Below are 23,961 nucleotides of genomic sequence, written 5' to 3' on the forward strand. Positions count from 1 at the left end.
ATGCGCCGCGGCCGCCGACTCGCGGTCGACGTCGGGGACGCCCGGATCGGGGTCGCCTCGTGCGACCCCGACGGGGTCCTCGCGACGCCGGTGGAGACCGTGCCGGGACGTGACGTCCCGGCCGCCCACCGGCGGCTCCGCCAGATCGTCGAGGAGTACGAGCCCATCGAGGTCGTCGTGGGTCTGCCCCGCTCGCTCAGCGGGCGGGAGGGCCCGGCCGCGACCAAGGTCCGGGCCTTCGCCCGGGAGATGGCGAAGGGCATCGCCCCGGTCCCCGTCCGGCTGGTCGACGAGCGGATGACCACCGTCACCGCGACCCAGGGCCTGCGGGCCTCGGGCGTGAAGGCGAAGAAGGGGCGGTCCGTCATCGACCAGGCCGCCGCTGTGATCATCCTTCAGAACGCTCTTGAGTCCGAACGGGTATCAGGTAATCCGCCCGGTGAGGGCGTCGAAGTGGTCATCTGATCGCGATACGGTAACGTTCCGCGCGATGCGGCGGTGTTCGAACAGCTGCCGCACTACGTAGAGGCGGACCGTCCGGAAGCCTCGCGGCTGTTTTGGGGATCGATGACTGAGTATGGCCGGGGCCCTGGCTCCGAACCGTGGCACCCCGGGGACCCGCTCTACGGGGACCAGGGGTGGGAGGGCCAGCAGCAGTACCCGCATCCGCAGCAGGCGAGCCAGTACGGCCACGGGGACCAGGGCTACGCGGACCCGTACGGCCAGGGCGGTCACGTCGACCAGGGCTACGGGGGCGACCCGTACCAGCAGCAGGCGCAGCAGCAGTACCAGCAGCAGCAGTACCAGCAGCCCCAGCAGCAGTACGTCGATCCCCAGTACCAGCATCAGCAGTACCAGCAGCAGCCCCAGCAGTACGGGACGGGGTACCCGGGCGGTTACGACACGCCCGGGCAGCTCGGACAGCAGTACGACGGCGGCTGGGAGAGCGGCCAGGCGGCGATGGCCTACGGCGCGCCCCCGGCCGATCCGTACGGCGGCCAGAACCCCGACCTCTACGGGACCCCCGAGGCCTACCCGCCGCCCCAGCCGCCCGGCCGCCGGCAGAACCCGCCGGAGCCGGTCGTCGACTGGGCGCCCGAGGAAGAGGCGCACCCCGCGGAGCCGGAGGAGGAGAACCACCCCTTCTTCACCGGCGGTGACGACGAGGACGACGACCACGACGAGGAGCCGAGGCGCGGCCGCGGCTCCCGCGACGACGACCGCGAGCGCCGCAGCAAAGCGAAGAAACGCAAAGGCAAGAACGGCGTGGCCTGCCTGGTCGTCGCGGCCGTCCTGGTCGGCGGCGTGGGCGGCATCGGCTACTTCGGCTACAAGTTCTGGCAGGGCCAGTTCGGCGCGGCACCCGACTATGCGGGCAGCGGCACCGGAGTCGTGCAGGTCGAGATCCCCAAGGACGCCGGCGGCTACGAGATCGGCAACATCCTCAAGAAGGCCGGCGTGGTCAAGAGCGTCGACGCCTTCGTCTCGGCGCAGCAGAAGAACCCCCGTGGTCTCTCGATCCAGGCGGGCGCCTACACGCTGAAGACGGAGATGTCGGCGGACAGCGCGGTGACGCTGATGCTGGACCCGGCGAGCCAGGCGAACCTCATCATTCCCGAGGGCAAACGAAATGCCTGGGTCTACGACAAGCTCGACGAGCGTCTCGGTCTCGCTCCCGGGACGACGCAGGGCATCGCGAAGGCGAAGGCGGACTCCCTCGGCCTGCCGGACTGGGCGAAGAACCACAAGAACGTCAAGGACCCGCTGGAAGGCTTCCTCTTCCCGGCGAGCTACCCGGTGGCCAAGGGCAACAAGCCCGAGGACGTGCTGCGCAGGATGGTCAGCCGCGCCAACCAGGAGTACACGAAGCTGGACTTGGAGTCGAAGGCGAAGGCGCACGGCCTCAAGGGACCGTGGGAACTCGTCACGGTTGCGAGCCTGGTCCAGGCGGAGGGCAAGACTCACGAGGACTTCCGCAAGATGGCGGAGGTCGTCTACAACCGCCTCCAGCCCGACAACCGCGAGACGTTCCAGCTGCTCCAGTTCGACTCGACCCTGAACTACCTCAAGGGTCAGAGCGAGATCAAGATCTCCGAGCAAGAGGCCCACAGCAACACGGACCCGTACAACACGTACAAGCACAAGGGGCTGCCGCCGGGGCCGATCAGCAACCCGGGCAACGAGGCGCTCGCCGCCATGCTCAACCCCACGAACGACGGCTGGATCTACTTCGTCGCCACCGACGGCATGAACAAGACCGAGTTCGCGAAGACCCTGGCCGAGCACAACAAGTTGAGGGACAAGTTCAATGCCAACACGGGCCAGTGAGACGCGCCGCCGCGCGGCCGTCCTCGGTTCGCCCATCGCCCACTCGCTCTCCCCGGTCCTGCACCGGGCCGCGTACGCCGAGCTCGGGCTCGACGGGTGGGCGTACGACCGCTTCGAGGTCGACGAGGCCGGGCTGGCCGGCTTCGTCGGGGAGCTGGACGGCAGCTGGGCCGGGCTCTCGCTGACCATGCCGCTCAAGCGGGCGATCATCCCGCTGCTCGACGAGATCAGCGACACGGCCGCCTCCGTGGAGGCCGTCAACACCGTCGTCCTCCGGGAGGACGGCCGCCGGGTCGGCGACAACACCGACATCCCCGGCATGGTCGCCGCCCTGCGCGAGCGCGGCGTCGAGAAGGTGGAGTCGGCAGCCGTCCTCGGCGCCGGCGCCACCGCCTCCTCCGCGCTCGCCGCCCTCGCCCGGATCTGCGCCGGTCCCGTCACCGCGTACGTACGCAGCGAGGCGCGGGCCGAGGAGATGCGCGGCTGGGGCGAGCGGCTCGGCGTGGACGTCCGTACCGCCGACTGGGAGCGGGCGGCGGAGGCCTTCGGCGCGCCGCTCGTCGTCGCGACCACCCCCGCCGGCACCACGAACGCCCTGGCGACCGCCGTACCGGACCGGGTCGGCACCCTGTTCGACGTCCTCTACGACCCCTGGCCGACCCCGCTCGCGGCCGCCTGGGCCGAGCGCGGCGGCAAGGTCGTCGGCGGCCTCGACCTCCTCGTCCACCAGGCCGTCCTCCAGGTCGAGCAGATGACGGGCGTGCCCAGGGCCCCGCTCGCGGCCATGCGCGCGGCGGGGGAGCGGGCGCTGGCGGCCCGCTAGGGCCTGTCGCGCGTGCCAGGCCCCGCGAGCCCGGCATGATCCGAAAGACAGGCCCCAGGCGTGTCCGGCCCGATCGACGGGACGCCCTCCCGGCGCCCGGTCGGCTCGCGCCGCGTCCGACAGCTGGACCGGAGGCCGGGTTCGTCCCCCGGACGTGGGAGGATCAGGGTGGCGGGCCAGGGCCGCGCACCCGGCCGCGTCGTTGCAGTGCCCAGGCGCGAGCATGAGGAGCATCGTTGAGCAGGTTGCGTTGGCTGACCGCTGGGGAATCCCACGGACCCGCGCTGGTCGCGACGCTGGAGGGTCTTCCCGCCGGCGTCCCGGTCACCACTGAGCTGGTGGCGGACCACCTCGCGCGGCGACGCCTCGGCTATGGGCGTGGCGCCCGCATGAAGTTCGAGCAGGACGAGATCACCTTCCTCGGCGGCGTCCGGCACGGACTCTCCCTCGGCTCCCCGATCGCCGTCATGGTCGGCAACACCGAGTGGCCCAAGTGGGAGAAGGTCATGTCGGCCGACCCGGTCGACCCCTCGGAGCTCAAGGAGACGGGCCGCAACGCGCCCCTGACCCGGCCCCGCCCCGGCCACGCCGACCTCGCCGGCATGCAGAAGTACGGCTTCGACGAGGCCCGGCCGATCCTGGAGCGCGCCAGCGCCCGCGAGACCGCCGCCCGTGTCGCCCTCGGCGCCGTCGCCCGGTCCTTCCTCAAGGAGGCCGCCGGCATCGAGATCGTCTCGCACGTGGTCGAACTGGCCGCCGCGAAGGCCCCCTACGGCGTCTACCCGACCCCCGCCGACGTCGAGAGGCTCGACGCCGACCCGGTCCGCTGCCTCGACGCCGACGCGTCGAAGGCGATGGTCGCGGAGATCGACCAGGCCCACAAGGACGGCGACACCCTCGGCGGCGTCGTCGAGGTCCTCGCCTACGGGGTGCCCGTCGGACTCGGCTCGCACGTCCACTGGGACCGGCGCCTCGACGCCCGACTCGCCGCCGCGCTCATGGGCATCCAGGCCATCAAGGGCGTCGAGGTCGGCGACGGCTTCGACCTCGCCCGGGTGCCCGGCTCCCAGGCCCACGACGAGATCGTGCGCACCGAGGACGGCATCAAGCGCACCTCCGGCCGCTCCGGCGGCACCGAGGGCGGTCTGACCACCGGCGAGCTGCTGCGCGTCCGCGCCGCGATGAAGCCGATCGCGACCGTCCCGCGCGCCCTGGCCACGATCGACGTCGCCACCGGCGAGGCCGCGGCCGCCCACCACCAGCGCTCCGACGTGTGCGCCGTCCCCGCCGCCGGCATCGTCGCCGAGGCGATGGTCGCGCTCGTCCTCGCGGACGCGGTCGTCGAGAAGTTCGGCGGCGACAGCGTGCCCGAGACCCGCCGCAACGTGCGGTCGTACCTCGACAACCTCGCCATCCGGTGACCGGGGGACCCCTGGTCGTCCTCGTCGGGCCCATGGGCTCCGGCAAGTCCACGGTGGGCGCGCTCCTGGCCGAACGGCTCGGCGCGCCCTACCGGGACACCGACGCCGACATCGTCGCCGCCGAGGGACGCGAGATCTCCGACATCTTCGTCGAGGACGGCGAGGAGCACTTCCGCGCCCTGGAGAAGGCCGCGGTCGCCGCGGCCGTCGCCGAGCACGAGGGCGTCCTCGCCCTCGGCGGTGGCGCGATCCTGGACGCCGGGACCCGCGCCCTGCTCGCCGGGCTGCCCGTCGCGTACCTCTCGATGGACGTCGAGGAGGCGGTCCGCCGCGTCGGCCTGAACACCGCGCGGCCGCTGCTGGCCGTCAACCCGCGCCGGCAGTGGCGCGAGCTGATGGAGGCGCGCCGCCATCTGTACACCGAAGTCGCCCGGGTCGTCGTCGGCACGGACGAGCGCACCCCCGAAGAGGTCGCCCAGGCGGTCCTCGACGCACTGGAGTTGAAGGACGTATGACGGAGCAGGACCAGGTGACCCGGATCCAGGTCGGCGGTTCCGCGGGCACCGATCCGTACGAGGTACTGGTCGGGCGGCAGCTGCTCGGTGAGCTTCCCGGCCTGATCGGCACCCAGGCCAAGCGGGTCGCCGTGATCCACCCGGAGGCGCTCGCCGGCACCGGCGAGGCGCTCCGCGCCGACCTCGCCGAGCAGGGGTACGAGGCGGTCGCCATCCAGGTGCCGAACGCCGAGGAGGCGAAGACCGCCGAGGTCGCCGCCTACTGCTGGAAGGCGCTGGGCCAGACCGGCTTCACCCGCAGCGACGTCGTCGTCGGCGTCGGCGGCGGCGCCACCACCGACCTCGCGGGCTTCGTGGCCGCGACCTGGCTGCGCGGGGTGCGCTGGATCGCCGTGCCGACCACCGTCCTGGCCATGGTCGACGCGGCCGTCGGCGGCAAGACGGGCATCAACACCGCCGAGGGCAAGAACCTCGTCGGCGCCTTCCACCCGCCCGCCGGGGTCCTGTGCGACCTCGCGGCGCTCGACTCGCTGCCGGTGCACGACTACGTCAGCGGACTCGCCGAGATCATCAAGGCCGGCTTCATCGTCGACCCGGTGATCCTCGACCTCATCGAGGAGGACCCGCAGGCGGCCCGCACGCCCGCCGGTCCGCACACCGCCGAGCTGCTGGTCCGCTCGATCAAGGTCAAGGCCGAGGTCGTCTCCGGCGACCTCAAGGAGTCCGGCCGCCGCGAGATCCTCAACTACGGCCACACCCTGGCCCACGCCATCGAGAAGAACGAGCGCTACAAGTGGCGCCACGGCGCTGCCGTCTCCGTCGGCATGGTCTTCGCCGCCGAGCTGGGCCGCCTCGCCGGCCGCCTCGACGACGCCACCGCCGACCGGCACCGGGCCATCCTGGAGTCCGTCGGCCTGCCGCTCACCTACCGCGGCGACCAGTGGCCGAAGCTCCTGGAGACCATGCGGGTCGACAAGAAGTCCCGCGGTGACCTGCTGCGCTTCATCGTGCTCGACGGCATCGGCAAGCCGACCGTCCTCGAAGGCCCCGACCCGGCCGTCCTGATCGCGGCCTACGGCGAGGTGTCGGCGTGAGCGAGACGCGTCCGGTGCTGGTGCTGAACGGCCCCAACCTGGGCCGTCTCGGCTCCCGCGAGCCCGACATCTACGGCGCCACCTCGTACAAGGGGCTCGTCGAGTCCTGCCGGACCCTCGGAGCCGAGCTCGGCTTCGACGTCGAGGTCCGGGAGACCAACGACGAGGGCGAGATGATCCGCTGGCTCCACGAGGCGGCGGACGGCTCGATCCCGGTGGTGATCAACCCCGGCGCGTTCACCCACTACTCGTACGGGATGCGGGACGCCGCCGCGCAGCGCACCGCCCCGCTGATCGAGGTGCACATCTCGAACCCGTACGCCCGCGAGGAGTTCCGGCACACCTCGGTCGTCGCGGCCGTGGCGACCGGGACGGTCGCGGGCTTCGGGATCGGTTCCTACCGGCTGGCGCTGCGGGCGCTCGCCGAGGAACTCGTCGGCTGACACGGGCCGGGAAGGGCTGACAAGGGCCTGACACGGCGTGCCGGTGCCGGACAGGGCACCAGGGGGCGTCCCCGGTCGTTCCCCGCGTGGGGGCCGGGGGCGGTAACGTTCCGCCGTCCACGGACACACCGGTCCGGGGATCAGACAGGCGTACGAGACGGAGTGGCACCGGATGCAGCACGCAGTGGGGGGTCCGCTGCCACCGCCGGAGCGGTCGGCAGGGCCGGCCGGCCCGGGACCGGCCGCGCAGGGACCCGGGTCCGGCCTCGCTCCCGGTGCCGGGGAGTCCGGTGGGCAGCCGCCCGTTCCTCCCGTTCCGCCCGGCGCCCCCTACCAGGGGCCCGCGTCGGGACCCCGGCTCGGTGTGCACCCGACCGTCCAGGGCGGCGCGCCCCGGCCCCCGCACGCCCCGCCGGGCTGGGGCACCCCCGGCGGCGCACCACAGCCGCCGGCGGCCCCCCAGCACCCCGCGCCGCCGCACCCGGCCGGCCCGCCGCACCCGGGAGCCCCGCAGCCCGCCTCGGGGCAGCACCCCGCGGCCCCGCGCCACCCGTCCGCCGCGCCGCCCCGCGCGGACCTCACCGGGCACGTCCCGCTGCCGCCCGTGAGCGCGCCGCTCGCTCCGCCCGTGGAGCACGGGGCCGGGACCGGCGCGGCGACCCTCGCCGTGCTCCTCATCGGCCCCGCGGGCGCGGGCAAGACGACCGTCGCCCGGCACTGGGCGCAGCGCCGCCGCGTGCCCACCGCCCACATCAGCCTCGACGACGTCCGCGAGTGGGTCTGCTCGGGCTTCGCCGACCCGCAGTCCGGCTGGAACGAGCACTCCGAGGCGCAGTACCGGCTCGCCCGCCGCACCTGCGGCTTCGCCGCCCGGAACTTCCTCGCCAACGGCATCTCCTGCATCGTCGACGACGCCGTCTTCCCGGACCGGCCCGTCGTCGGCCTCGGCGGCTGGAAGCGCCACGTCGGCCCCGGTCTGCTGCCCGTCGTGCTGCTGCCCGGCCTGGAGGTCGTCCTGGAGCGCAACGCCGAGCGCAGCGGCAACCGGCGCCTCTCGGACGAGGAGGTCGCCGCCATCCACGGCCGGATGGCCGGCTGGTACGGCTCGGGCCTGCCGATCATCGACAACTCCACGTACGACGTCGAGACCACCGCGCGCGTGCTCGACGACGTCCTGGCCCGCGCGATCGCGAGCCCGCCCACCTGGTGAGCCCGCCCGGACGGCCGTTCTGAACAGGACGGCCCGCCGGGACGCTCGTAGGCTCGGAGCATGTCAGAGGTGTATGCGGACCGCCGTGTACGGCTGCGCGACCGGTGCGCGGCCGCGGGCAGCCCGGCGGCCCTGGTCTCCCGCCCCTCCAACGTCCGCTATCTCGCGGGTGGTTCGCCGCCCGGCGCCGTCCTGCTCGTCGGCCCCGAGCCGGACGCGGACGTGCTGCTCTGCCCGGTCGCGCCCGGCGGCGAACCGGCCGACGGGCGGCTCGACGAGCTGCTCCGGCAGCAGGTGCTGCCGGCCGGCGGAGGCGATCCCGCCGTCGCCGCCGTCGACCTCGCGCGCCGGGCCGGTGCCGACGCCCTCGCGGTCGAGGAGCACCATCTGACGGTCGCCCGGCACCGGGCCATGGGCTCCGTCGCCTCCGCACTGCGCCTCGCCGACCTGTCCTGTGCGGTGGAGCAGCTCAGGATCGTCAAGGACGAGGACGAGATCGCCTGCCTGCGGATCGCGGCGGAGATCGCCGACCAGGCCCTCGGCGAACTCCTGGAGTCGATCCTCGTGGGGCGCACCGAGCGGCACCTCGCCCTGGAGCTGGAGCGGCGGCTCGTCGACCACGGCGCCGACGGGGCCGCCTTCCCGACCTCGGTGGGCACCGGGCCGCACTCCGGGCGCCGGGGCCACCGGCCCACCGACCGCCGGGTCGAGGAGGGTGATTTCCTCTCCGTCTGCCTCGGCGCCGACTACCGCGGGTACCGCTGCGAGATCGGGCGCACCTTCGTCATCGGCACCACCCCCGCCGACTGGCAGATCGAGCTGTACGAGCTCGTCTTCGCCGCTCAGCGGGCCGGACGCGAGTCCCTCGCACCCGGCGCCGAGTACCGCGACGTGGACCGGGCGGCCCGCCAGATCCTGGACGCCGCGGGGCACGCGGAGGCCGCCGTGCCCCTCACCGGGCACGGGGTGGGGCTCGAAATCGACGAGGACCCGCAGCTGTCACCCTCGGCCATGGGTAAACTGGACGCTTGTGTGCCGGTCACCGTCGAACCGGGGGTCCACCTCCCGGGCCGGGGCGGCGTCCGGATCGATGACACGCTCGTCGTGCGCCAGGAGGCGGACGGCGGACCCGAGCTACTCACCATCACGACCAAGGAGCTGCTCGCGCTGTAAGGCGCGTACGCCTCCCGGTCACGTCAGTCCAGGAGATTCCGCAACCGTGGCTTCCACGAACGACCTCAAGAACGGCATGGTGCTCAAGCTCGACGGGGGCCAGCTCTGGTCCGTCGTCGAGTTCCAGCACGTCAAGCCCGGCAAGGGCCCGGCTTTCGTGCGCACCAAGCTCAAGCACGTGCTCTCCGGCAAGGTCGTCGACAAGACCTTCAACGCCGGTACGAAGGTCGACACGGCCACCATCGACCGCCGCGACATGCAGTTCTCCTACATGGACGGCGAGTACTTCGTCTTCATGGACATGGAGACGTACGACCAGCTGCACATCGACCGGAAGAACGTCGGCGACGCCGCCAACTTCCTGATCGAGGGCTTCACGGCCTCCGTCGCCCAGCACGAGGGCGAGGTGCTCTACGTCGAGCTCCCGGCCGCGGTCGAGCTGGTCATCCAGCACACCGACCCGGGCGTCCAGGGCGACCGCTCCACCGGCGGCACCAAGCCCGCCACGCTGGAGACCGGCCACGAGATCCAGGTCCCGCTCTTCATCACCACCGGTGAGAAGGTCAAGGTCGACACCCGCGACAGCAGCTACCTCGGCCGGGTGAACAAGTAACCGTGGCCGCTCGGAGCAAGGCACGCAAGCGCGCCTTCCAGATCCTCTTCGAGGCGGACCAGCGTGGCGCCTCCGTCCAGGAGGTTCTCGCGGACCAGGTCCGGCACGCGCGGTCCGACGACCGCCAGCCGCCGGTCAACGACTTCACCATGCAGCTGGTCGAGGGGTACGCGGCCCACGAGGCGCGGATCGACGAGCTCATCGCGACCTACGCGGTGGACTGGGACCTCGACCGGATGCCCGTCGCCGACCGGAACATCGTGCGCCTCGGCGCGTACGAGCTGCTCTGGGAGGACGGCACGCCCGACGCGGTCGCGATCGACGAGGCGGTGCAGCTCGCCAAGGAGTTCTCCACCGACGAGTCCCCGACCTTCGTCAACGGTCTTCTCGGTCGCTTCAAGGACCTGAAGCCGCGCCTGCGGCGGGACGCGGACGCCTAGTCCCGCACGTCACGCGAAGGGGCCCACAGCACTCGGTGCTGCGGGCCCCTTCGCGTGACGCCGGCCGCTCGGCGCGAAAAGCGCCGGGCCCGTGGACGTCGGATGACGTCCACGGGCCCGGCGGTACGTTTCTGCTGTGCCCTGCTAAGGCCTCAGTTGTCCTCGTGGGCGACCGCGCGGCGCGCGTCGGCGTCCAGGACGCCCCAGCTGATCAGCTGCTCCGTGAGGACCGAGGGGGACTGGTCGTAGATGACGGCGAGCGTGCGCAGGTCGTCCTGGCGGATCGACAGCACCTTGCCGTTGTAGTCGCCGCGCTGCGACTGGATCGTCGCCGCGTAGCGCTGGAGCGGGCCCGCCTTCTCCTGCGGGACGTGGGCCAGGCGCTCCAGGTCGAGGACCAGCTTCGGCGGCGGCTCGGCGGCCCCGCCGGGGGTCGTGCCCGGCAGGAGCTCCTGCACCGGCACGCCGTAGAAGTCGGCCAGCTCGGCAAGACGCTGCACGGTCACCGCGCGGTCTCCGCGCTCGTACGAGCCGACCACGACCGCCTTCCAGCGGCCCTGGGACTTCTCCTCCACCCCGTGGAGGGACAGACCCTGCTGGGTGCGGATGGCACGGAGTTTGGCCCCGAGCTGCTTTGCGTATTCGCTGGACATAACGCTCCCGGACGCTGTGACGACATGCGGCTGCGCCGCGCGGCTGGTAACTCACTGTGAGGTTACGCAGCGTTACACCTACCCGTCAAGCCGAATGGTCCGTACCGCCCCCTCCCGGGGGACGGCGTCCGGAGGGGCGGCAGGGGTGCACGGGAAAGTCGTGCCCACCCCTGGTAGAGTGAACGGCGCAATTCCGACGTCCTTTAAGAGCCGTCCCGTGAGGCGGAGAAGGAGGTCCGTTTTTCATGGACACTCAGCAGCAGTACGGCGACGACGCGCGGCCCGTTCTCGAAGGCCCCGACATCGCCCGGGTTCTCACCCGCATCGCCCACGAGATCGTCGAGCGCGCCAAGGGCGCCGACGACGTGGTCCTCCTCGGCATCCCCACCCGCGGCGTCTTCCTCGCCCGCCGGCTCGCCGAGAAGCTCGAATCGATCACCGGCGCCAAGATCCCGGTCGGTTCCCTCGACATCACCATGTACCGGGACGACCTGCGGCTGAAGCCGGCCCGCGCCATCGGCCGCACCGAGATCCCCGGTGACGGCATCGACGGCCGCCTCGTCGTCCTCGTCGACGACGTCCTCTTCTCCGGCCGCACCATCCGCGCCGCCCTCGACGCCCTCGGCGACATCGGCCGCCCGCGCGCCGTCCAGCTCGCGGTCCTCGTCGACCGCGGCCACCGCGAACTTCCGATCCGCGCCGACTACGTCGGCAAGAACCTCCCCACGTCGCTGCGGGAGACGGTCAAGGTGCAGCTCGCCGAGGAAGACGGTCGCGACACCGTCCTGCTCGGCTCCAAGCCCGCCTCCTAGCCGGACCGGCTTCCCCGCCGGGGCCGGGGCACACTCCTGCGCCCCCGCATGCCCTCACACCTCCCCACCACGGAGAGAAAACCCGATGATGCGTCACCTCATCTCGGCCGCCGACCTCACCCGCGACGACGCCGTCCAGATCCTCGACACCGCCGAGGAGATGGCCCGGGTGGCCGACCGGCCCATCAAGAAGCTCCCGACCCTCCGCGGCCGGACCGTCTGCAACCTCTTCTTCGAGGACTCCACCCGGACCCGGATCTCCTTCGAGGCCGCCGAGAAGCGCCTCTCCGCCGACGTGATCAACTTCGCGGCCAAGGGCTCCAGCGTCTCCAAGGGCGAGTCCCTCAAGGACACCGCGCAGACCCTGGAGGCCATGGGCGTCGACGCCGTCGTCATCCGGCACAGCGCCTCCGGCGCGCCCTACCGGCTCGCCACCTCCGGCTGGATCGACGCCCCCGTCATCAACGCCGGCGACGGCACCCACCAGCACCCCACCCAGGCCCTCCTGGACGCCTTCACCATGCGCCGCCGCCTCGTCGGCCGCGACGCCGGCCTCGGCCAGGACCTCGCCGGCAAGCGCATCACCCTGGTGGGCGACGTCCTGCACAGCCGGGTCGCCCGCTCCAACGTCGACCTGCTCCACACCCTCGGAGCCGAGGTCACCCTGGTGGCCCCGCCCACCCTGGTCCCCGTCGGCGTCGAGACCTGGCCCTGCGACATCTCGTACGACCTCGACAGCGTGCTGCCGAAGTCCGACGCGGTGATGATGCTGCGTGTGCAGCGCGAGCGGATGAACGCCGCCTTCTTCCCGACCGAGCGCGAGTACTCGCGCCGCTACGGGCTCGACGGCGAGCGGATGGCGAAGATGCCCGAACACGCCATCGTCATGCACCCCGGCCCGATGGTCCGCGGCATGGAGATCACCGCCGAGGTCGCCGACTCCGACCGCTGCACGGTCGTCGAGCAGGTCGCCAACGGCGTCTCCGTCCGGATGGCCGTCCTCTACCTGCTTCTGGGCGGCAACGAGTCCGCCGTCAGCCACACCCGCACCGAGGAGAACAAGTGACCATGAGCAAGACCCTGATCCGCGGTGCGAAGGTCCTCGGCGGCGACGTCCAGGACGTCCTCATCGACGGCGAGACCATCACCCAGGTCGGCACGGGCCTCTCGGCCGAGGGCGCGACCGTGATCGAGGCCGACGGCCGGATCCTGCTGCCCGGCCTCGTCGACCTCCACACCCACCTCCGCGAGCCCGGCCGCGAGGACTCCGAGACCGTCCTCACCGGCACCCGCGCCGCCGCCTCCGGCGGCTACACCGCCGTCTTCGCCATGGCCAACACCCACCCGGTCGCCGACACCGCCGGCGTCGTCGAGCAGGTGTACCGCCTCGGCCAGGAGGCCGGTTACTGCGACGTCCAGCCCATCGGCGCCGTCACCGTCGGCCTGGAGGGCAAGAAGCTCGCCGAGCTCGGCGCCATGCACGACTCCGCCGCCGGCGTCACCGTCTTCTCCGACGACGGCAAGTGCGTCGACGACGCCGTGATCATGCGCCGCGCCCTGGAGTACGTGAAGGCCTTCGGCGGCGTCGTCGCCCAGCACGCCCAGGAGCCCCGCCTCACCGAGGGCGCCCAGATGAACGAGGGCGTCGTCTCCGCGGAGCTGGGCCTCGGCGGCTGGCCCGCCGTCGCCGAGGAGTCGATCATCGCCCGCGACGTCCTCCTCGCCGAGCACGTCGGCTCCCGCGTCCACATCTGCCACCTCTCCACCGCCGGCTCCGTCGAGATCGTCCGCTGGGCCAAGTCCCGCGGCATCGACGTCACCGCCGAGGTCACCCCCCACCACCTCCTCCTCACGGACGAGCTGGTCCGCTCGTACAACCCGGTCTACAAGGTCAACCCGCCGCTGCGCACCGAGAAGGACGTCCTCGCCCTCCGCGAGGCGCTCGCCGACGGCACCATCGACATCGTCGCCACCGACCACGCCCCGCACCCGCACGAGGACAAGGACTGCGAGTGGGCCGCGGCCGCCATGGGCATGGTCGGCCTGGAGACCGCCCTCTCCGTCGTCCAGCAGACGATGGTCGAGACCGGCCTCCTCGACTGGGCCGGCGTCGCCGAGCGGATGTCCTTCGCCCCGGCCCGCATCGGCCAGGCCAAGGGCCACGGACGACCCGTCTCGGCTGGTGAGCCCGCGAACCTGACGCTGGTCGATCCGGCTTACCGTGGTGTCGTGGACCCCGCGGACTTCGCCTCCCGCAGCCGCAACACCCCCTACGAGGGTCGTGAGCTGCCGGGACGCGTCACCCACACCTTCCTGCGGGGCCGGGCAACGGTCGTGGACGGGAAGCTGGCGTGACACCACTCATCGCAATCGCCGCAGAGGCTGCCGAGCAGAAATCGGCGGAGGTGACCGACTGGGCCGGACGGCTCGGCTGGGTCGCCGGACTGCTGCTCTTCGTCGCCTTCGTGTACTGGCTCATGCGCCAGGGATGGAAATGGCGCGGCAGCCTCCAGTCGGACCTCCCCGAGCTGCCCACCGCGCCCCAGGACGCCGGTGAGGCGAGACTGACCCTCAGCGGGCGCTACCACGGCTCCACCACCGCCGGGCAGTGGCTCGACCGGATCGTCGCCCACGGCCTCGGCACCCGCAGCCGCGTCGAGCTCACCCTCACCGACGCCGGGATCGAGGTCGTACGCCCCGGGGCGAACGACTTCTTCGTGCCGGCCGCCGCCCTGCGCGAGGCCCGCCTCGACAAGGGCATCGCCGGCAAGGTCCTCACCGAGGGCGGGCTCCTGGTCGTCACCTGGGAGCACGGCGGCAAGCAGCTCGACTCCGGCTTCCGCTCCGACCGCGCGGCCGAGCACACGGCCTGGGTCGAGGCCATCAACTCCATGAACGCCGTAACCACCACGACGGAAGGCATCGCACGATGACGACCTCCATCCAGGGAGTCGCCTCTCAGAGGCAGAAGGCCGCTCCCGCCGTACTCGTCCTGGAGGACGGCCGCGCCTTCCGCGGCCGCGCCTACGGGGCCGTGGGGGAGACCTTCGGCGAGGCCGTCTTCTCCACCGGCATGACCGGCTACCAGGAGACCCTCACCGACCCGTCGTACCACCGCCAGGTCGTGGTCATGACCGCCCCGCACGTCGGCAACACCGGCGTCAACGACGAGGACCCCGAGTCCGGCCGCATCTGGGTCTCCGGCTACGTCGTCCGCGACCCCGCACGCGTCTCCTCCAACTGGCGCTCCCAGCGCTCGCTGGACGAGGAGCTGGAGCGCCAGGGCGTCGTCGGCATCTCCGGCATCGACACCCGCGCCCTCACCCGCCACCTGCGCGAGCGCGGCGCCATGCGCGTCGGCATCTTCTCCGGCGACGCGCTGGCCGACGAGGCCGCCCTCCTGGCCAAGGTCCAGGCGCAGCCGCAGATGAAGGGCGCGAACCTCTCCGCCGAGGTCGCCACCAAGGAGACCTACGTCGTCCCCGCGATCGGCGAGAAGAAGTTCACCGTCGCCGCCGTCGACCTCGGCATCAAGGGCATGACCCCGCACCGGATGGCCGAGCGCGGCATCGAGGTCCACGTCCTCCCCGCCACCGCCACCGCCGAGGACATCTACGCCGTGAACCCGGACGGTGTCTTCTTCTCCAACGGCCCGGGCGACCCGGCCACCGCCGACGGCCCCGTCGCCGTCATGCAGGCCGTCCTGGAGCGCAAGACGCCCCTGTTCGGCATCTGCTTCGGCAACCAGATCCTGGGCCGCGCCCTCGGCTTCGGCACCTACAAGCTGAAGTACGGCCACCGCGGCATCAACCAGCCGGTCCAGGACCGCACCACCGGCAAGGTCGAGGTCACCGCGCACAACCACGGCTTCGCCGTCGACGCGCCCCTCGACAAGGTCTCGGACACCCCCTACGGGCGTGCCGAGGTCTCCCACGTCTGCCTGAACGACCAGGTCGTCGAAGGCCTCCAGCTGCTCGACCAGCCGGCCTTCTCCGTCCAGTACCACCCCGAGGCGGCCGCGGGCCCGCACGACGCCGCGTACCTCTTCGACCGCTTCGTATCCCTGATGGAGGCCGAGCGTGCCTAAGCGCACCGATATCCAGTCCGTCCTGGTCATCGGCTCCGGCCCGATCGTCATCGGCCAGGCCGCCGAGTTCGACTACTCAGGCACCCAGGCCTGCCGCATCCTCAAGGCCGAGGGCCTGCGGGTGATCCTGGTCAACTCCAACCCGGCCACGATCATGACCGACCCGGAGATCGCCGACGCCACGTACGTCGAGCCGATCACCCCCGAGTTCGTCGAGAAGATCATCGCCAAGGAGCGCCCCGACGCCCTCCTGCCCACCCTCGGCGGCCAGACCGCGCTCAACACCGCGATCTCCATGCACGAGCAGGGCGTCCTGGAGAAGTACGGCGTCGAGCTCATCGGCGCCAACGTCGAGGCCATCAACAAGGGCGAGGACCGCGACCTCTTCAAGGGCGTCGTCGAGGCCGTCAAGGCCAAGATCGGCTACGGCGAGTCCGCCCGCTCGGTCATCTGCCACTCCATGGACGACGTCCTCAAGGGCGTCGAGACGCTCGGCGGCTACCCCGTCGTCGTCCGCCCCTCCTTCACCATGGGCGGCGCCGGCTCCGGCTTCGCCCACGACGAGGAGGAGCTGCGCCGCATCGCCGGCCAGGGCCTCACGCTCTCCCCGACCACCGAGGTGCTCCTGGAGGAGTCCATCCTCGGCTGGAAGGAGTACGAGCTGGAGCTCATGCGCGACAAGAACGACAACGTCGTGGTCGTCTGCTCCATCGAGAACTTCGACCCGATGGGCGTCCACACCGGTGACTCCATCACCGTCGCCCCGGCGATGACCCTCACCGACCGCGAGTACCAGCGCCTCCGCGACATCGGCATCGCGATCATCCGCGAGGTCGGCGTCGACACCGGCGGCTGCAACATCCAGTTCGCGATCGACCCGGTCGACGGCCGGATCATCGTCATCGAGATGAACCCGCGCGTCTCCCGCTCCTCGGCGCTCGCCTCCAAGGCGACCGGCTTCCCGATCGCCAAGATCGCCGCCCGTCTCGCCGTCGGCTACACGCTGGACGAGATCCCGAACGACATCACGGAGAAGACCCCGGCGTCCTTCGAGCCCACGCTCGACTACGTCGTCGTCAAGGCCCCGCGCTTCGCCTTCGAGAAGTTCCCCTCCGCCGACTCCACGCTGACCACGACCATGAAGTCGGTCGGCGAGGCCATGGCGATCGGCCGCAACTTCACCGAGGCCCTCCAGAAGGCCCTGCGCTCCCTGGAGAAGAAGGGCTCGCAGTTCACCTTCGTCGGCGAGCCCGGCGACAAGGCCGAGCTGCTCCGCGACGCGGTCCGCCCGACCGACGGCCGCGTCAACACCGTCATGCAGGCCATCCGCGCCGGCGCCACGCCGCAGGAGGTCTTCGACGCCACGCGGATCGACCCGTGGTTCGTCGACCAGCTCTTCCTGATCAAGGAGATCGCCGACGAGCTGGCCGCCGCCGAGAAGCTCGAACCCGAGATCCTCGCCGAGGCCAAGCGCCACGGCTTCTCCGACGCCCAGATCGCCGAGATCCGCGGCCTGCGCGAGGACGTCGTCCGCGAGGTCCGGCACGCCCTCGGCGTCCGCCCGGTCTACAAGACGGTCGACACCTGCGCCGCCGAGTTCGCCGCCAAGACCCCGTACTTCTACTCCTCGTACGACGAGGAGAGCGAGGTCGCCCCGCGCGAGAAGCCCGCGGTGATCATCCTGGGCTCCGGCCCGAACCGCATCGGCCAGGGCATCGAGTTCGACTACTCCTGCGTCCACGCCTCCTTCGCCCTGAGCGACGCCGGCTACGAGACCGTGATGGTCAACTGCAACCCGGAGACCGTCTCCACGGACTACGACACCTCCGACCGCCTGTACTTCGAGCCGCTGACGCTCGAAGACGTGCTGGAGATCGTCCACGCCGAGACCCTCGCCGGACCCGTCGCCGGTGTCGTCGTCCAGCTCGGCGGCCAGACCCCGCTGGGCCTGTCGCAGGCGCTCAAGGACAACGGCGTGCCCGTCGTCGGCACCTCGCCGGAGGCCATCCACGCCGCCGAGGACCGCGGCGCCTTCGGCCGCGTCCTCGCCGAGGCCGGGCTCCCCGCGCCGAAGCACGGCACCGCGACCACCTTCGCCGGCGCCAAGGCCATCGCCGACGAGATCGGCTACCCCGTCCTCGTACGCCCGTCGTACGTGCTCGGCGGCCGCGGCATGGAGATCGTGTACGACGAGGCCCGCCTGGAGTCGTACATCGCCGAGTCCACCGAGATCAGCCCCACCCGGCCGGTCCTGGTCGACCGCTTCCTCGACGACGCCATCGAGATCGACGTCGACGCGCTCTACGACGGCGAGGAGCTCTACCTCGGCGGCGTCATGGAGCACATCGAGGAGGCCGGCATCCACTCCGGCGACTCGGCCTGCGCCCTGCCCCCGATCACCCTCGGCGGCTTCGACATCAAGCGCCTGCGCGCCTCCACGGAGGCCATCGCCAAGGGCGTCGGCGTCCGCGGCCTGATCAACATCCAGTTCGCCATGGCCGGTGACATCCTCTACGTCCTGGAGGCCAACCCGCGCGCCTCCCGGACCGTCCCCTTCACCTCGAAGGCGACCGCCGTGCCGCTCGCGAAGGCCGCCGCCCGCATCTCCCTGGGCGCCACCATCGCCGAGCTGCGCGCCGAGGGCCTGCTGCCGAGGAACGGCGACGGCGGCACCCTGCCGCTCGACGCGCCGATCTCCGTCAAGGAGGCCGTCATGCCGTGGTCGCGCTTCCGCGACGTGCACGGCCGCGGCGTCGACACCGTCCTCGGCCCGGAGATGCGCTCCACCGGCGAGGTCATGGGCATCGACGCGGTCTTCGGCACGGCCTACGCCAAGTCGCAGGCCGGCGCCTACGGCCCGCTGCCCACCAAGGGCCGCGCGTTCATCTCGGTCGCCAACCGCGACAAGCGCTCGATGATCTTCCCGGCCCGCGAGCTCGTCGCCCACGGCTTCGAGCTGCTCGCCACCTCCGGCACCGCCGAGGTCCTCAAGCGCAACGGCATCAACGCCACGGTCGTCCGCAAGCTCAGCGAGGGCGAGGGCCCGGACGGCGAGAAGACCATCGTCCAGCTCATCCACGACGGCCAGGTCGACCTGATCGTCAACACCCCGTACGGCACCGGCGGCCGCCTCGACGGCTACGAGATCCGTACGGCCGCGGTGGCGCGCAGCGTCCCGTGCCTCACCACGGTCCAGGCGCTCGCCGCGGCCGTCCAGGGCATCGACGCGCTCAACCGCGGCGACGTGGGGGTCCGCTCGCTCCAGGAGCACGCGGAGCACCTGACCGCGGCCCGCGACTAGCAGCCCGTACGAGGAGGGGGACACCGGCAGGACCTGCGGTGTCCCCCTCGTCATGAGCACACCTGGACGACAGACACATGTACAAGTTCTTCTTCACCCTGGTCTTCAAGCGGATGGACCCCGAGCAGGCCCACTACCTGGCCTTCCGCTGGATCCGCCTCGCCGCCCGCATCCCCGTGCTCCGCACCTTCGTCGCCGCCGTCCTCGCGCCCCGGTACGAGGAGCTGCGCACCGAGGCCCTGGGCCTGCGGATGCACGGCCCCTTCGGGCTCGCCGCCGGCTTCGACAAGAACGCCGTCGCCGTCGACGGCATGTCGATGCTCGGCTTCGACCACGTCGAGATCGGCACCGTCACCGGCGAGGCCCAGCCCGGCAACCCCAAGAAGCGGCTCTTCCGGCTCGTCCCGGACCGCGCCCTGATCAACCGCATGGGCTTCAACAACGAGGGCTCCGCCGCCGTCGCCGCCCGTCTGGGCGCCCGCAGGGCGGTCTTCCGGACCACCGTCGGCGTCAACATCGGCAAGACCAAGGTCGTCCCCGAGGCCGAGGCCGCCGCCGACTACGTGAAGTCCACCGAGCGCCTCGCCGCCCACGCCGACTACCTCGTCGTCAACGTCTCCTCCCCGAACACCCCCGGCCTGCGCAACCTCCAGGCCACCGAGTCCCTGCGCCCGCTCCTCACGGCCGTCCGCGAGGCCGCCGACCGCGCGGTGACGGGCCGCCGGGTCCCCCTCCTGGTCAAGATCGCCCCCGACCTGGCCGACGAGGACGTCGACGCGGTCGCCGACCTGGCCCTGGAGCTCGGCCTCGACGGCATCATCGCCACGAACACCACCATCGCGCGCGAGGGCCTCGGCCTGAAGTCGGACCCCGCCCTGATCAAGGAGACCGGCGGCCTGTCCGGCGCACCCGTCAAGGAGCGCTCCCTGGCCGTCCTGCGCCGCCTCCACGCGCGCGTGGGCGACCGCCTGGTCCTGGTGGGCGTCGGCGGCATCGAGAACGCCGAGGACGCCTGGCAGCGCATCCTCGCCGGCGCCACCCTGATCCAGGGCTACAGCGCCTTCATCTACGAGGGGCCGTTCTACGCCCGCGCGATCCACAAGGGCCTCGCCGCGCGCCTCGCGGCCTCCCCGTACGCCACCCTCGCCGAGGCGGTCGGCGCCGACAACCGAAAGGCCTCCTCGTGACTCTCTCCTTCGGCACCCGCCTGCGCTCCGCCATGGACGAGCGCGGTCCGCTCTGCGTCGGCATCGACCCGCACGCCGCCCTGCTCGACTCCTGGGGCCTGGCCGACGACATCGCCGGTCTGGAGCGCTTCACCTTCACCGTCGTCGAGGCCCTCGCCGAGACCGTGGCCGTCTTCAAGCCGCAGTCGGCCTTCTTCGAGCGCTTCGGCTCGCGCGGCATCGCCGTCCTGGAGCGCGCCACCGCCGATCTGCGGGCGGCGGGCGGCCTGGTCGTGATGGACGCCAAGCGCGGCGACATCGGGTCCACGATGGCCGCCTACGCGGAGACCTTCCTGCGCAAGGACTCCCCGCTCTTCTCCGACGCGCTGACGGTCTCCCCGTACCTCGGCTACGGCGCCCTGAAGCCGGCCGTCGACCTGGCGCGGGAGTCCGGCGCCGGCCTCTTCGTGCTGGCCCTCACCTCCAACCCGGAGGGTGCGGAGGTCCAGCGCGCGGTCCGCGAGGACGGCCGCACGATCGGCGCGACGATGCTCGCCCACCTCGCCGAGGAGAACGCGGGGGAGACCCCGATGGGCTCGTTCGGCGCGGTCGTCGGTGCCACCCTCGGCGACCTGTCCTCCTTCGACCTGGACATCAACGGGCCGCTCCTCGCCCCCGGCATCGGAGCCCAGGGCGCGACCCCCGCCGACCTCCCGGCCGTCTTCGGCCCGGCGGTCGGCAACGTCGTCCCGAACGTCAGCCGCGGGGTCCTCAGGAACGGCCCGGACGTGGCCGCCCTGCGGGACTCGGCTCACCGGTACGCGGACGAGATCCGCGCCGCCGTCGCCGGCTGACGGGTCTCCCGGACAATCCGCAGGTCGGAGGGGCGGGGCCGCCCGAAGGTGAGCCGTCTCACCACTTGACGAAATCTTGGCTCAAAACCGGGTCGTTATGCCGGAAAAGTCCTGGTCGGTCGATGCTGACCAGGACTTTTCCTCTGTTCTCGCTGACTGGAGCGGGATCGGCCGCTAGTCTCCGGGGCAGAGCAGGCGTTCAACGGCCACTCCGTTGATCGTTGCTCCACTGGTGTGGGGCGTCCAGGTTCCTCACCGGTCCGTATCCGACAGATCGACATCCGAGGTGACGTAGGCGTGGCTCTTCCGCCCCTTACCCCTGAACAGCGCGCAGCCGCGCTCGAAAAGGCCGCCGCGGCTCGCCGGGAGCGGGCCGAGGTCAAGAATCGACTCAAGCACTCCGGCGCTTCCCTCCACGAGGTCATCAAGACGGGCCAGGAGAACGACGTCATCGGCAAGATGAAGGTCTCCGCGCTCCTTGAGTCCCTGCCCGGCGTCGGCAAGGTCCGTGCCAAGCAGATCATGGAGCGGCTCGGCATCTCCGAGAGCCGCCGGGTGCGCGGTCTCGGCTCCAACCAGATCGCCTCCCTGGAGCGCGAGTTCGGCAGCACCGGCGCCTGATCCGGGTGCCGGTCCGGCTTCCGATCCGGGGCACGCGTCCCGGGCATGCCGGTAAAGCTGGAATAATCGCTGCATGGCAGCAGAGGTACGTCCGCGGCTGACCGTGCTCTCCGGCCCCTCAGGGGTCGGCAAGAGCACGGTCGTCGCTCATATGCGCAAGGTCCACCCCGAGGTCTGGCTCTCGGTGTCGGCGACGACACGCAAGCCCCGCCCCGGCGAGAAGCACGGCGTCCACTACTTCTTCGTCACGGACGACGAGTTCGACAAGCTGATCGCCAACGGTGAGCTCCTCGAGTGGGCCGAGTTCGCGGGCAACCGCTACGGCACCCCGCGCGGCGCCGTCCTCGAGCGGCTGGACGCGGGCGAGCCCGTGCTCCTGGAGATCGACCTCCAGGGCGCCCGCCAGGTCAAGGACTCCATGCCGGAGTCCCAGCTGGTCTTCCTCGCCCCGCCGAGCTGGGACGAGCTGGTCCGCCGGCTCACCGGCCGCGGCACCGAGTCGCCCGAGGTCATCGAGCGCCGTCTCGCGGCCGCGAAGGTCGAGCTGGCCGCCGAGTCGGAGTTCGACACCACCCTCGTCAACACCTCCGTCGAGGACGTCGCACGCGAGCTGCTAACGTTGATGCACGTTGTCTGATCTTTTTTCCATCTTCGGAAGGTAGAGCGTGTCCTCTTCCATCACCGCGCCCGAGGGCATCATCAACCCGCCGATCGACGAGCTGCTCGAGGCCACGGACTCGAAGTACAGCCTCGTGATCTACGCGGCCAAGCGCGCGCGTCAGATCAACGCGTACTACTCCCAGCTCGGCGAGGGCCTGCTGGAGTACGTGGGTCCGCTGGTCGACACCCACGTCCACGAGAAGCCGCTCTCGATCGCGCTGCGCGAGATCAACGCGGGCCTGCTGACCTCGGAGAAGATCGCGGACCCCGCGCAGTAGAGCAACCCACGTTGTAATGCTTGTCACCACAGGCCCGGCGGAACATCCGCCGGGCCTGTGGTGTCTCATGGAGTCGTACGCATCCGAGCGCGGGGAGTCGTGGAAGTCGTGTCCGAGCCGAAGGTCGTCCTGGGCGTGAGCGGCGGCATCGCCGCCTACAAGGCGTGCGAGCTGCTCCGCCGGCTCACCGAGTCGGGCCACGACGTGCGCGTCGTGCCCACCGACTCGGCACTGCACTTCGTCGGCGCGGCGACCTGGTCCGCGCTCTCCGGGAACCCGGTCTCCACCGAGGTCTGGGACTCCGTCCACGAGGTCCCGCACGTGCGGATCGGCCAGGCCGCCGCCCTCGTCGTCGTCGCGCCCGCCACCGCCGACATGCTCGCCAAGGCAGCCCACGGCCTCGCCGACGACCTCCTCACCAACACGCTGCTCACCGCGCGCTGTCCGGTCGTCTTCGCCCCCGCGATGCACACCGAGATGTGGGAGCACCCGGCGACCCAGGAGAACGTGGCCACCCTGCGCCGCCGCGGCGCCGTCGTCATCGAGCCGGCCGTCGGCCGCCTCACCGGCGTCGACACCGGCAAGGGCCGCTTCCCGGACCCGGCGGAGATCTTCGAGATCTGCAAGAGGATCCTGGCGCGCGGCACGGCCGCCCCCGACCTCGCCGGCCGCCATGTGGTCGTGAGCGCCGGCGGCACCCGCGAGCCCCTCGACCCCGTCCGCTACCTCGGCAACCGATCCTCCGGGAAGCAGGGCTACGCCCTCGCGAAGGCCGCCGCCGCCCGGGGCGCCCGGGTCACCCTCGTCGAGGCGAACACCGGCATCGCCGACCCGGCCGGGGTCGACGTGGTCCACGTCGGCACCGCGGTCCAGCTCCGCGAGGCCGTGCTCAAGGCCGCCGCCGACGCCGACGCCGTCGTGATGGCCGCCGCCGTCGCCGACTTCCGCCCGGCCGCCTACGCCCCCGGAAAGATCAAGAAGACGGACGACGGGGGCGCGCCCACCATCGAACTCGTCCGCAACCCCGACGTCCTCGCCGAGCTGGCCGCCGACCGCGCCCTGCCCGGCCAGGTGGTCGTCGGGTTCGCCGCCGAGACCGACGACGTGCTCGCCAACGGGCGGGCGAAGCTCCGCCGGAAGGGCTGCGACCTGCTCGTCGTCAACGAGGTGGGGGAGCGCAAGACCTTCGGGTCGGAGGAGAACGAGGCCGTCGTCCTCGCCTCGGACGGCGCCGAGACCCCCGTGCCGTACGGGCCGAAGGAAGCGCTCGCCGAGACGGTCTGGGACCTGGTCCTGCCGCGGCTGCGCACCACGACCTGACGCATCAGGACCGCCGGGTACGGTGGCGCGATCTCACTCCTCGGACACGCGAAACGCCGCCTCGGGAGTGATTTGCGCCCCACCCGAGTGGGCAGCCCCGCCTTGCCGGCGGCCGGTTCCGGCGGTCCACTGGCATTCGCCAGGCGAGA

24 protein-coding genes are annotated in these 23,961 nt (G+C 71.7%); 23 read left to right on the top strand and 1 reads right to left on the bottom strand.

The features are described 5' to 3' along the window. The 11 genes from ruvX (at window position 1) to nusB (ending at window position 10,060) form a co-directional block, all read left to right on the top strand. Window positions 1–465 carry a Holliday junction resolvase RuvX gene (gene ruvX, locus ABTY59_RS27325; RefSeq protein WP_030693079.1) on the top strand — a complete coding sequence of 155 codons (465 nt, stop codon included), beginning with the start codon at window positions 1–3 and terminating at the stop codon, window positions 463–465. Between the two features lie 102 nt (window positions 466–567). Continuing rightward, window positions 568–2,328: an endolytic transglycosylase MltG gene (mltG, locus tag ABTY59_RS27330; protein WP_352021694.1), complete on the top strand. Its 1,761-nt coding sequence runs from the start codon at window positions 568–570 to the stop codon at window positions 2,326–2,328. Further along, window positions 2,309–3,151 (top strand): shikimate dehydrogenase, encoded by an 843-nt coding sequence (locus ABTY59_RS27335; protein WP_352021695.1) that lies wholly within the window; start codon window positions 2,309–2,311, stop codon window positions 3,149–3,151. Before mltG ends, ABTY59_RS27335 begins: the two co-directional genes overlap by 20 nt. Window positions 3,152–3,387: 236 nt before the next feature. Beyond that, complete coding sequence (gene aroC / locus ABTY59_RS27340; protein ID WP_352021696.1) at window positions 3,388–4,572, top strand: chorismate synthase; 1,185 nt, start codon at window positions 3,388–3,390, stop codon at window positions 4,570–4,572. Then, window positions 4,569–5,087 (top strand): shikimate kinase, encoded by a 519-nt coding sequence (locus tag ABTY59_RS27345; RefSeq protein ID WP_352021697.1) that lies wholly within the window; start codon window positions 4,569–4,571, stop codon window positions 5,085–5,087. Before aroC ends, ABTY59_RS27345 begins: the two co-directional genes overlap by 4 nt. Further along, a complete protein-coding gene (aroB, locus tag ABTY59_RS27350) occupies window positions 5,084–6,181 on the top strand; it encodes a 3-dehydroquinate synthase (protein WP_352021698.1) in 1,098 nt (365 codons plus the stop codon). The genes ABTY59_RS27345 and aroB overlap by 4 nt, the downstream gene beginning before the upstream one ends. After that, window positions 6,178–6,624, top strand: coding sequence for a type II 3-dehydroquinate dehydratase (gene aroQ / locus ABTY59_RS27355; protein ID WP_352021699.1), 447 nt, complete (start codon window positions 6,178–6,180; stop codon window positions 6,622–6,624). Before aroB ends, aroQ begins: the two co-directional genes overlap by 4 nt. 172 nt (window positions 6,625–6,796) lie before the next feature. Next, window positions 6,797–7,834 (top strand): AAA family ATPase, encoded by a 1,038-nt coding sequence (locus tag ABTY59_RS27360; protein ID WP_352021700.1) that lies wholly within the window; start codon window positions 6,797–6,799, stop codon window positions 7,832–7,834. Between the two features lie 60 nt (window positions 7,835–7,894). After that, window positions 7,895–9,007, top strand: a complete 1,113-nt coding sequence (locus ABTY59_RS27365) for an aminopeptidase P family protein (protein ID WP_352021701.1) — start codon at window positions 7,895–7,897, stop codon at window positions 9,005–9,007. 46 nt (window positions 9,008–9,053) lie between these two features. Further along, the gene (gene efp / locus ABTY59_RS27370; protein ID WP_352021702.1) at window positions 9,054–9,620 is read left to right on the top strand and encodes an elongation factor P; all 567 of its coding nucleotides are present in this window, start codon (window positions 9,054–9,056) and stop codon (window positions 9,618–9,620) included. Window positions 9,621–9,622: 2 nt separating this feature from the next. Beyond that, the gene (nusB, locus tag ABTY59_RS27375; protein ID WP_352021703.1) at window positions 9,623–10,060 is read left to right on the top strand and encodes a transcription antitermination factor NusB; all 438 of its coding nucleotides are present in this window, start codon (window positions 9,623–9,625) and stop codon (window positions 10,058–10,060) included. A gap of 152 nt (window positions 10,061–10,212) precedes the next feature. Here nusB and bldD read toward each other — a convergent pair whose 3' ends face one another. Next, a complete protein-coding gene (gene bldD, locus ABTY59_RS27380; protein ID WP_017242229.1) occupies window positions 10,213–10,713 on the bottom strand; it encodes a transcriptional regulator BldD in 501 nt (166 codons plus the stop codon). A gap of 245 nt (window positions 10,714–10,958) precedes the next feature. Here bldD and pyrR point away from each other — a divergent pair, with 245 nt between their 5' ends. From pyrR to coaBC, 12 genes are all read left to right on the top strand, one after another. Next, a complete protein-coding gene (gene pyrR, locus ABTY59_RS27385) occupies window positions 10,959–11,525 on the top strand; it encodes a bifunctional pyr operon transcriptional regulator/uracil phosphoribosyltransferase PyrR (RefSeq protein WP_352021704.1) in 567 nt (188 codons plus the stop codon). 85 nt (window positions 11,526–11,610) lie between these two features. Further along, a complete protein-coding gene (locus ABTY59_RS27390; RefSeq protein WP_352021705.1) occupies window positions 11,611–12,591 on the top strand; it encodes an aspartate carbamoyltransferase catalytic subunit in 981 nt (326 codons plus the stop codon). Window positions 12,592–12,593: 2 nt separating this feature from the next. Then, the gene (locus ABTY59_RS27395) at window positions 12,594–13,880 is read left to right on the top strand and encodes a dihydroorotase (RefSeq protein ID WP_352021706.1); all 1,287 of its coding nucleotides are present in this window, start codon (window positions 12,594–12,596) and stop codon (window positions 13,878–13,880) included. Next, complete coding sequence (locus ABTY59_RS27400) at window positions 13,877–14,458, top strand: PH-like domain-containing protein (RefSeq protein WP_352021707.1); 582 nt, start codon at window positions 13,877–13,879, stop codon at window positions 14,456–14,458. The genes ABTY59_RS27395 and ABTY59_RS27400 overlap by 4 nt, the downstream gene beginning before the upstream one ends. Further along, window positions 14,455–15,612 (top strand): glutamine-hydrolyzing carbamoyl-phosphate synthase small subunit, encoded by a 1,158-nt coding sequence (carA, locus tag ABTY59_RS27405; protein WP_352021708.1) that lies wholly within the window; start codon window positions 14,455–14,457, stop codon window positions 15,610–15,612. The genes ABTY59_RS27400 and carA overlap by 4 nt, the downstream gene beginning before the upstream one ends. Beyond that, the gene (gene carB / locus ABTY59_RS27410) at window positions 15,605–18,913 is read left to right on the top strand and encodes a carbamoyl-phosphate synthase large subunit (RefSeq protein WP_352021709.1); all 3,309 of its coding nucleotides are present in this window, start codon (window positions 15,605–15,607) and stop codon (window positions 18,911–18,913) included. The genes carA and carB overlap by 8 nt, the downstream gene beginning before the upstream one ends. Before the next feature lie 77 nt (window positions 18,914–18,990). Further along, entirely contained in the window at window positions 18,991–20,100 is a 1,110-nt protein-coding gene (locus ABTY59_RS27415; protein ID WP_352021710.1) for a quinone-dependent dihydroorotate dehydrogenase, read from the top strand. Next, window positions 20,097–20,933: an orotidine-5'-phosphate decarboxylase gene (pyrF, locus tag ABTY59_RS27420; RefSeq protein WP_352021711.1), complete on the top strand. Its 837-nt coding sequence runs from the start codon at window positions 20,097–20,099 to the stop codon at window positions 20,931–20,933. Before ABTY59_RS27415 ends, pyrF begins: the two co-directional genes overlap by 4 nt. 297 nt (window positions 20,934–21,230) lie before the next feature. Next, window positions 21,231–21,554 (top strand): integration host factor, encoded by a 324-nt coding sequence (locus tag ABTY59_RS27425; protein ID WP_030204477.1) that lies wholly within the window; start codon window positions 21,231–21,233, stop codon window positions 21,552–21,554. Window positions 21,555–21,627: 73 nt separating this feature from the next. Then, entirely contained in the window at window positions 21,628–22,191 is a 564-nt protein-coding gene (gene gmk, locus ABTY59_RS27430) for a guanylate kinase (RefSeq protein WP_352021712.1), read from the top strand. Between the two features lie 28 nt (window positions 22,192–22,219). After that, window positions 22,220–22,492, top strand: a complete 273-nt coding sequence (rpoZ, locus tag ABTY59_RS27435) for a DNA-directed RNA polymerase subunit omega (RefSeq protein ID WP_046907460.1) — start codon at window positions 22,220–22,222, stop codon at window positions 22,490–22,492. Between the two features lie 108 nt (window positions 22,493–22,600). Further along, window positions 22,601–23,812, top strand: coding sequence for a bifunctional phosphopantothenoylcysteine decarboxylase/phosphopantothenate--cysteine ligase CoaBC (gene coaBC / locus ABTY59_RS27440; RefSeq protein WP_352021713.1), 1,212 nt, complete (start codon window positions 22,601–22,603; stop codon window positions 23,810–23,812). Window positions 23,813–23,961: the final 149 nt, after the last annotated feature.

The sequence above is a fragment of the Streptomyces sp. NPDC096079 genome (genome assembly GCF_040303145.1).
Lineage (GTDB): Bacteria > Actinomycetota > Actinomycetes > Streptomycetales > Streptomycetaceae > Streptomyces.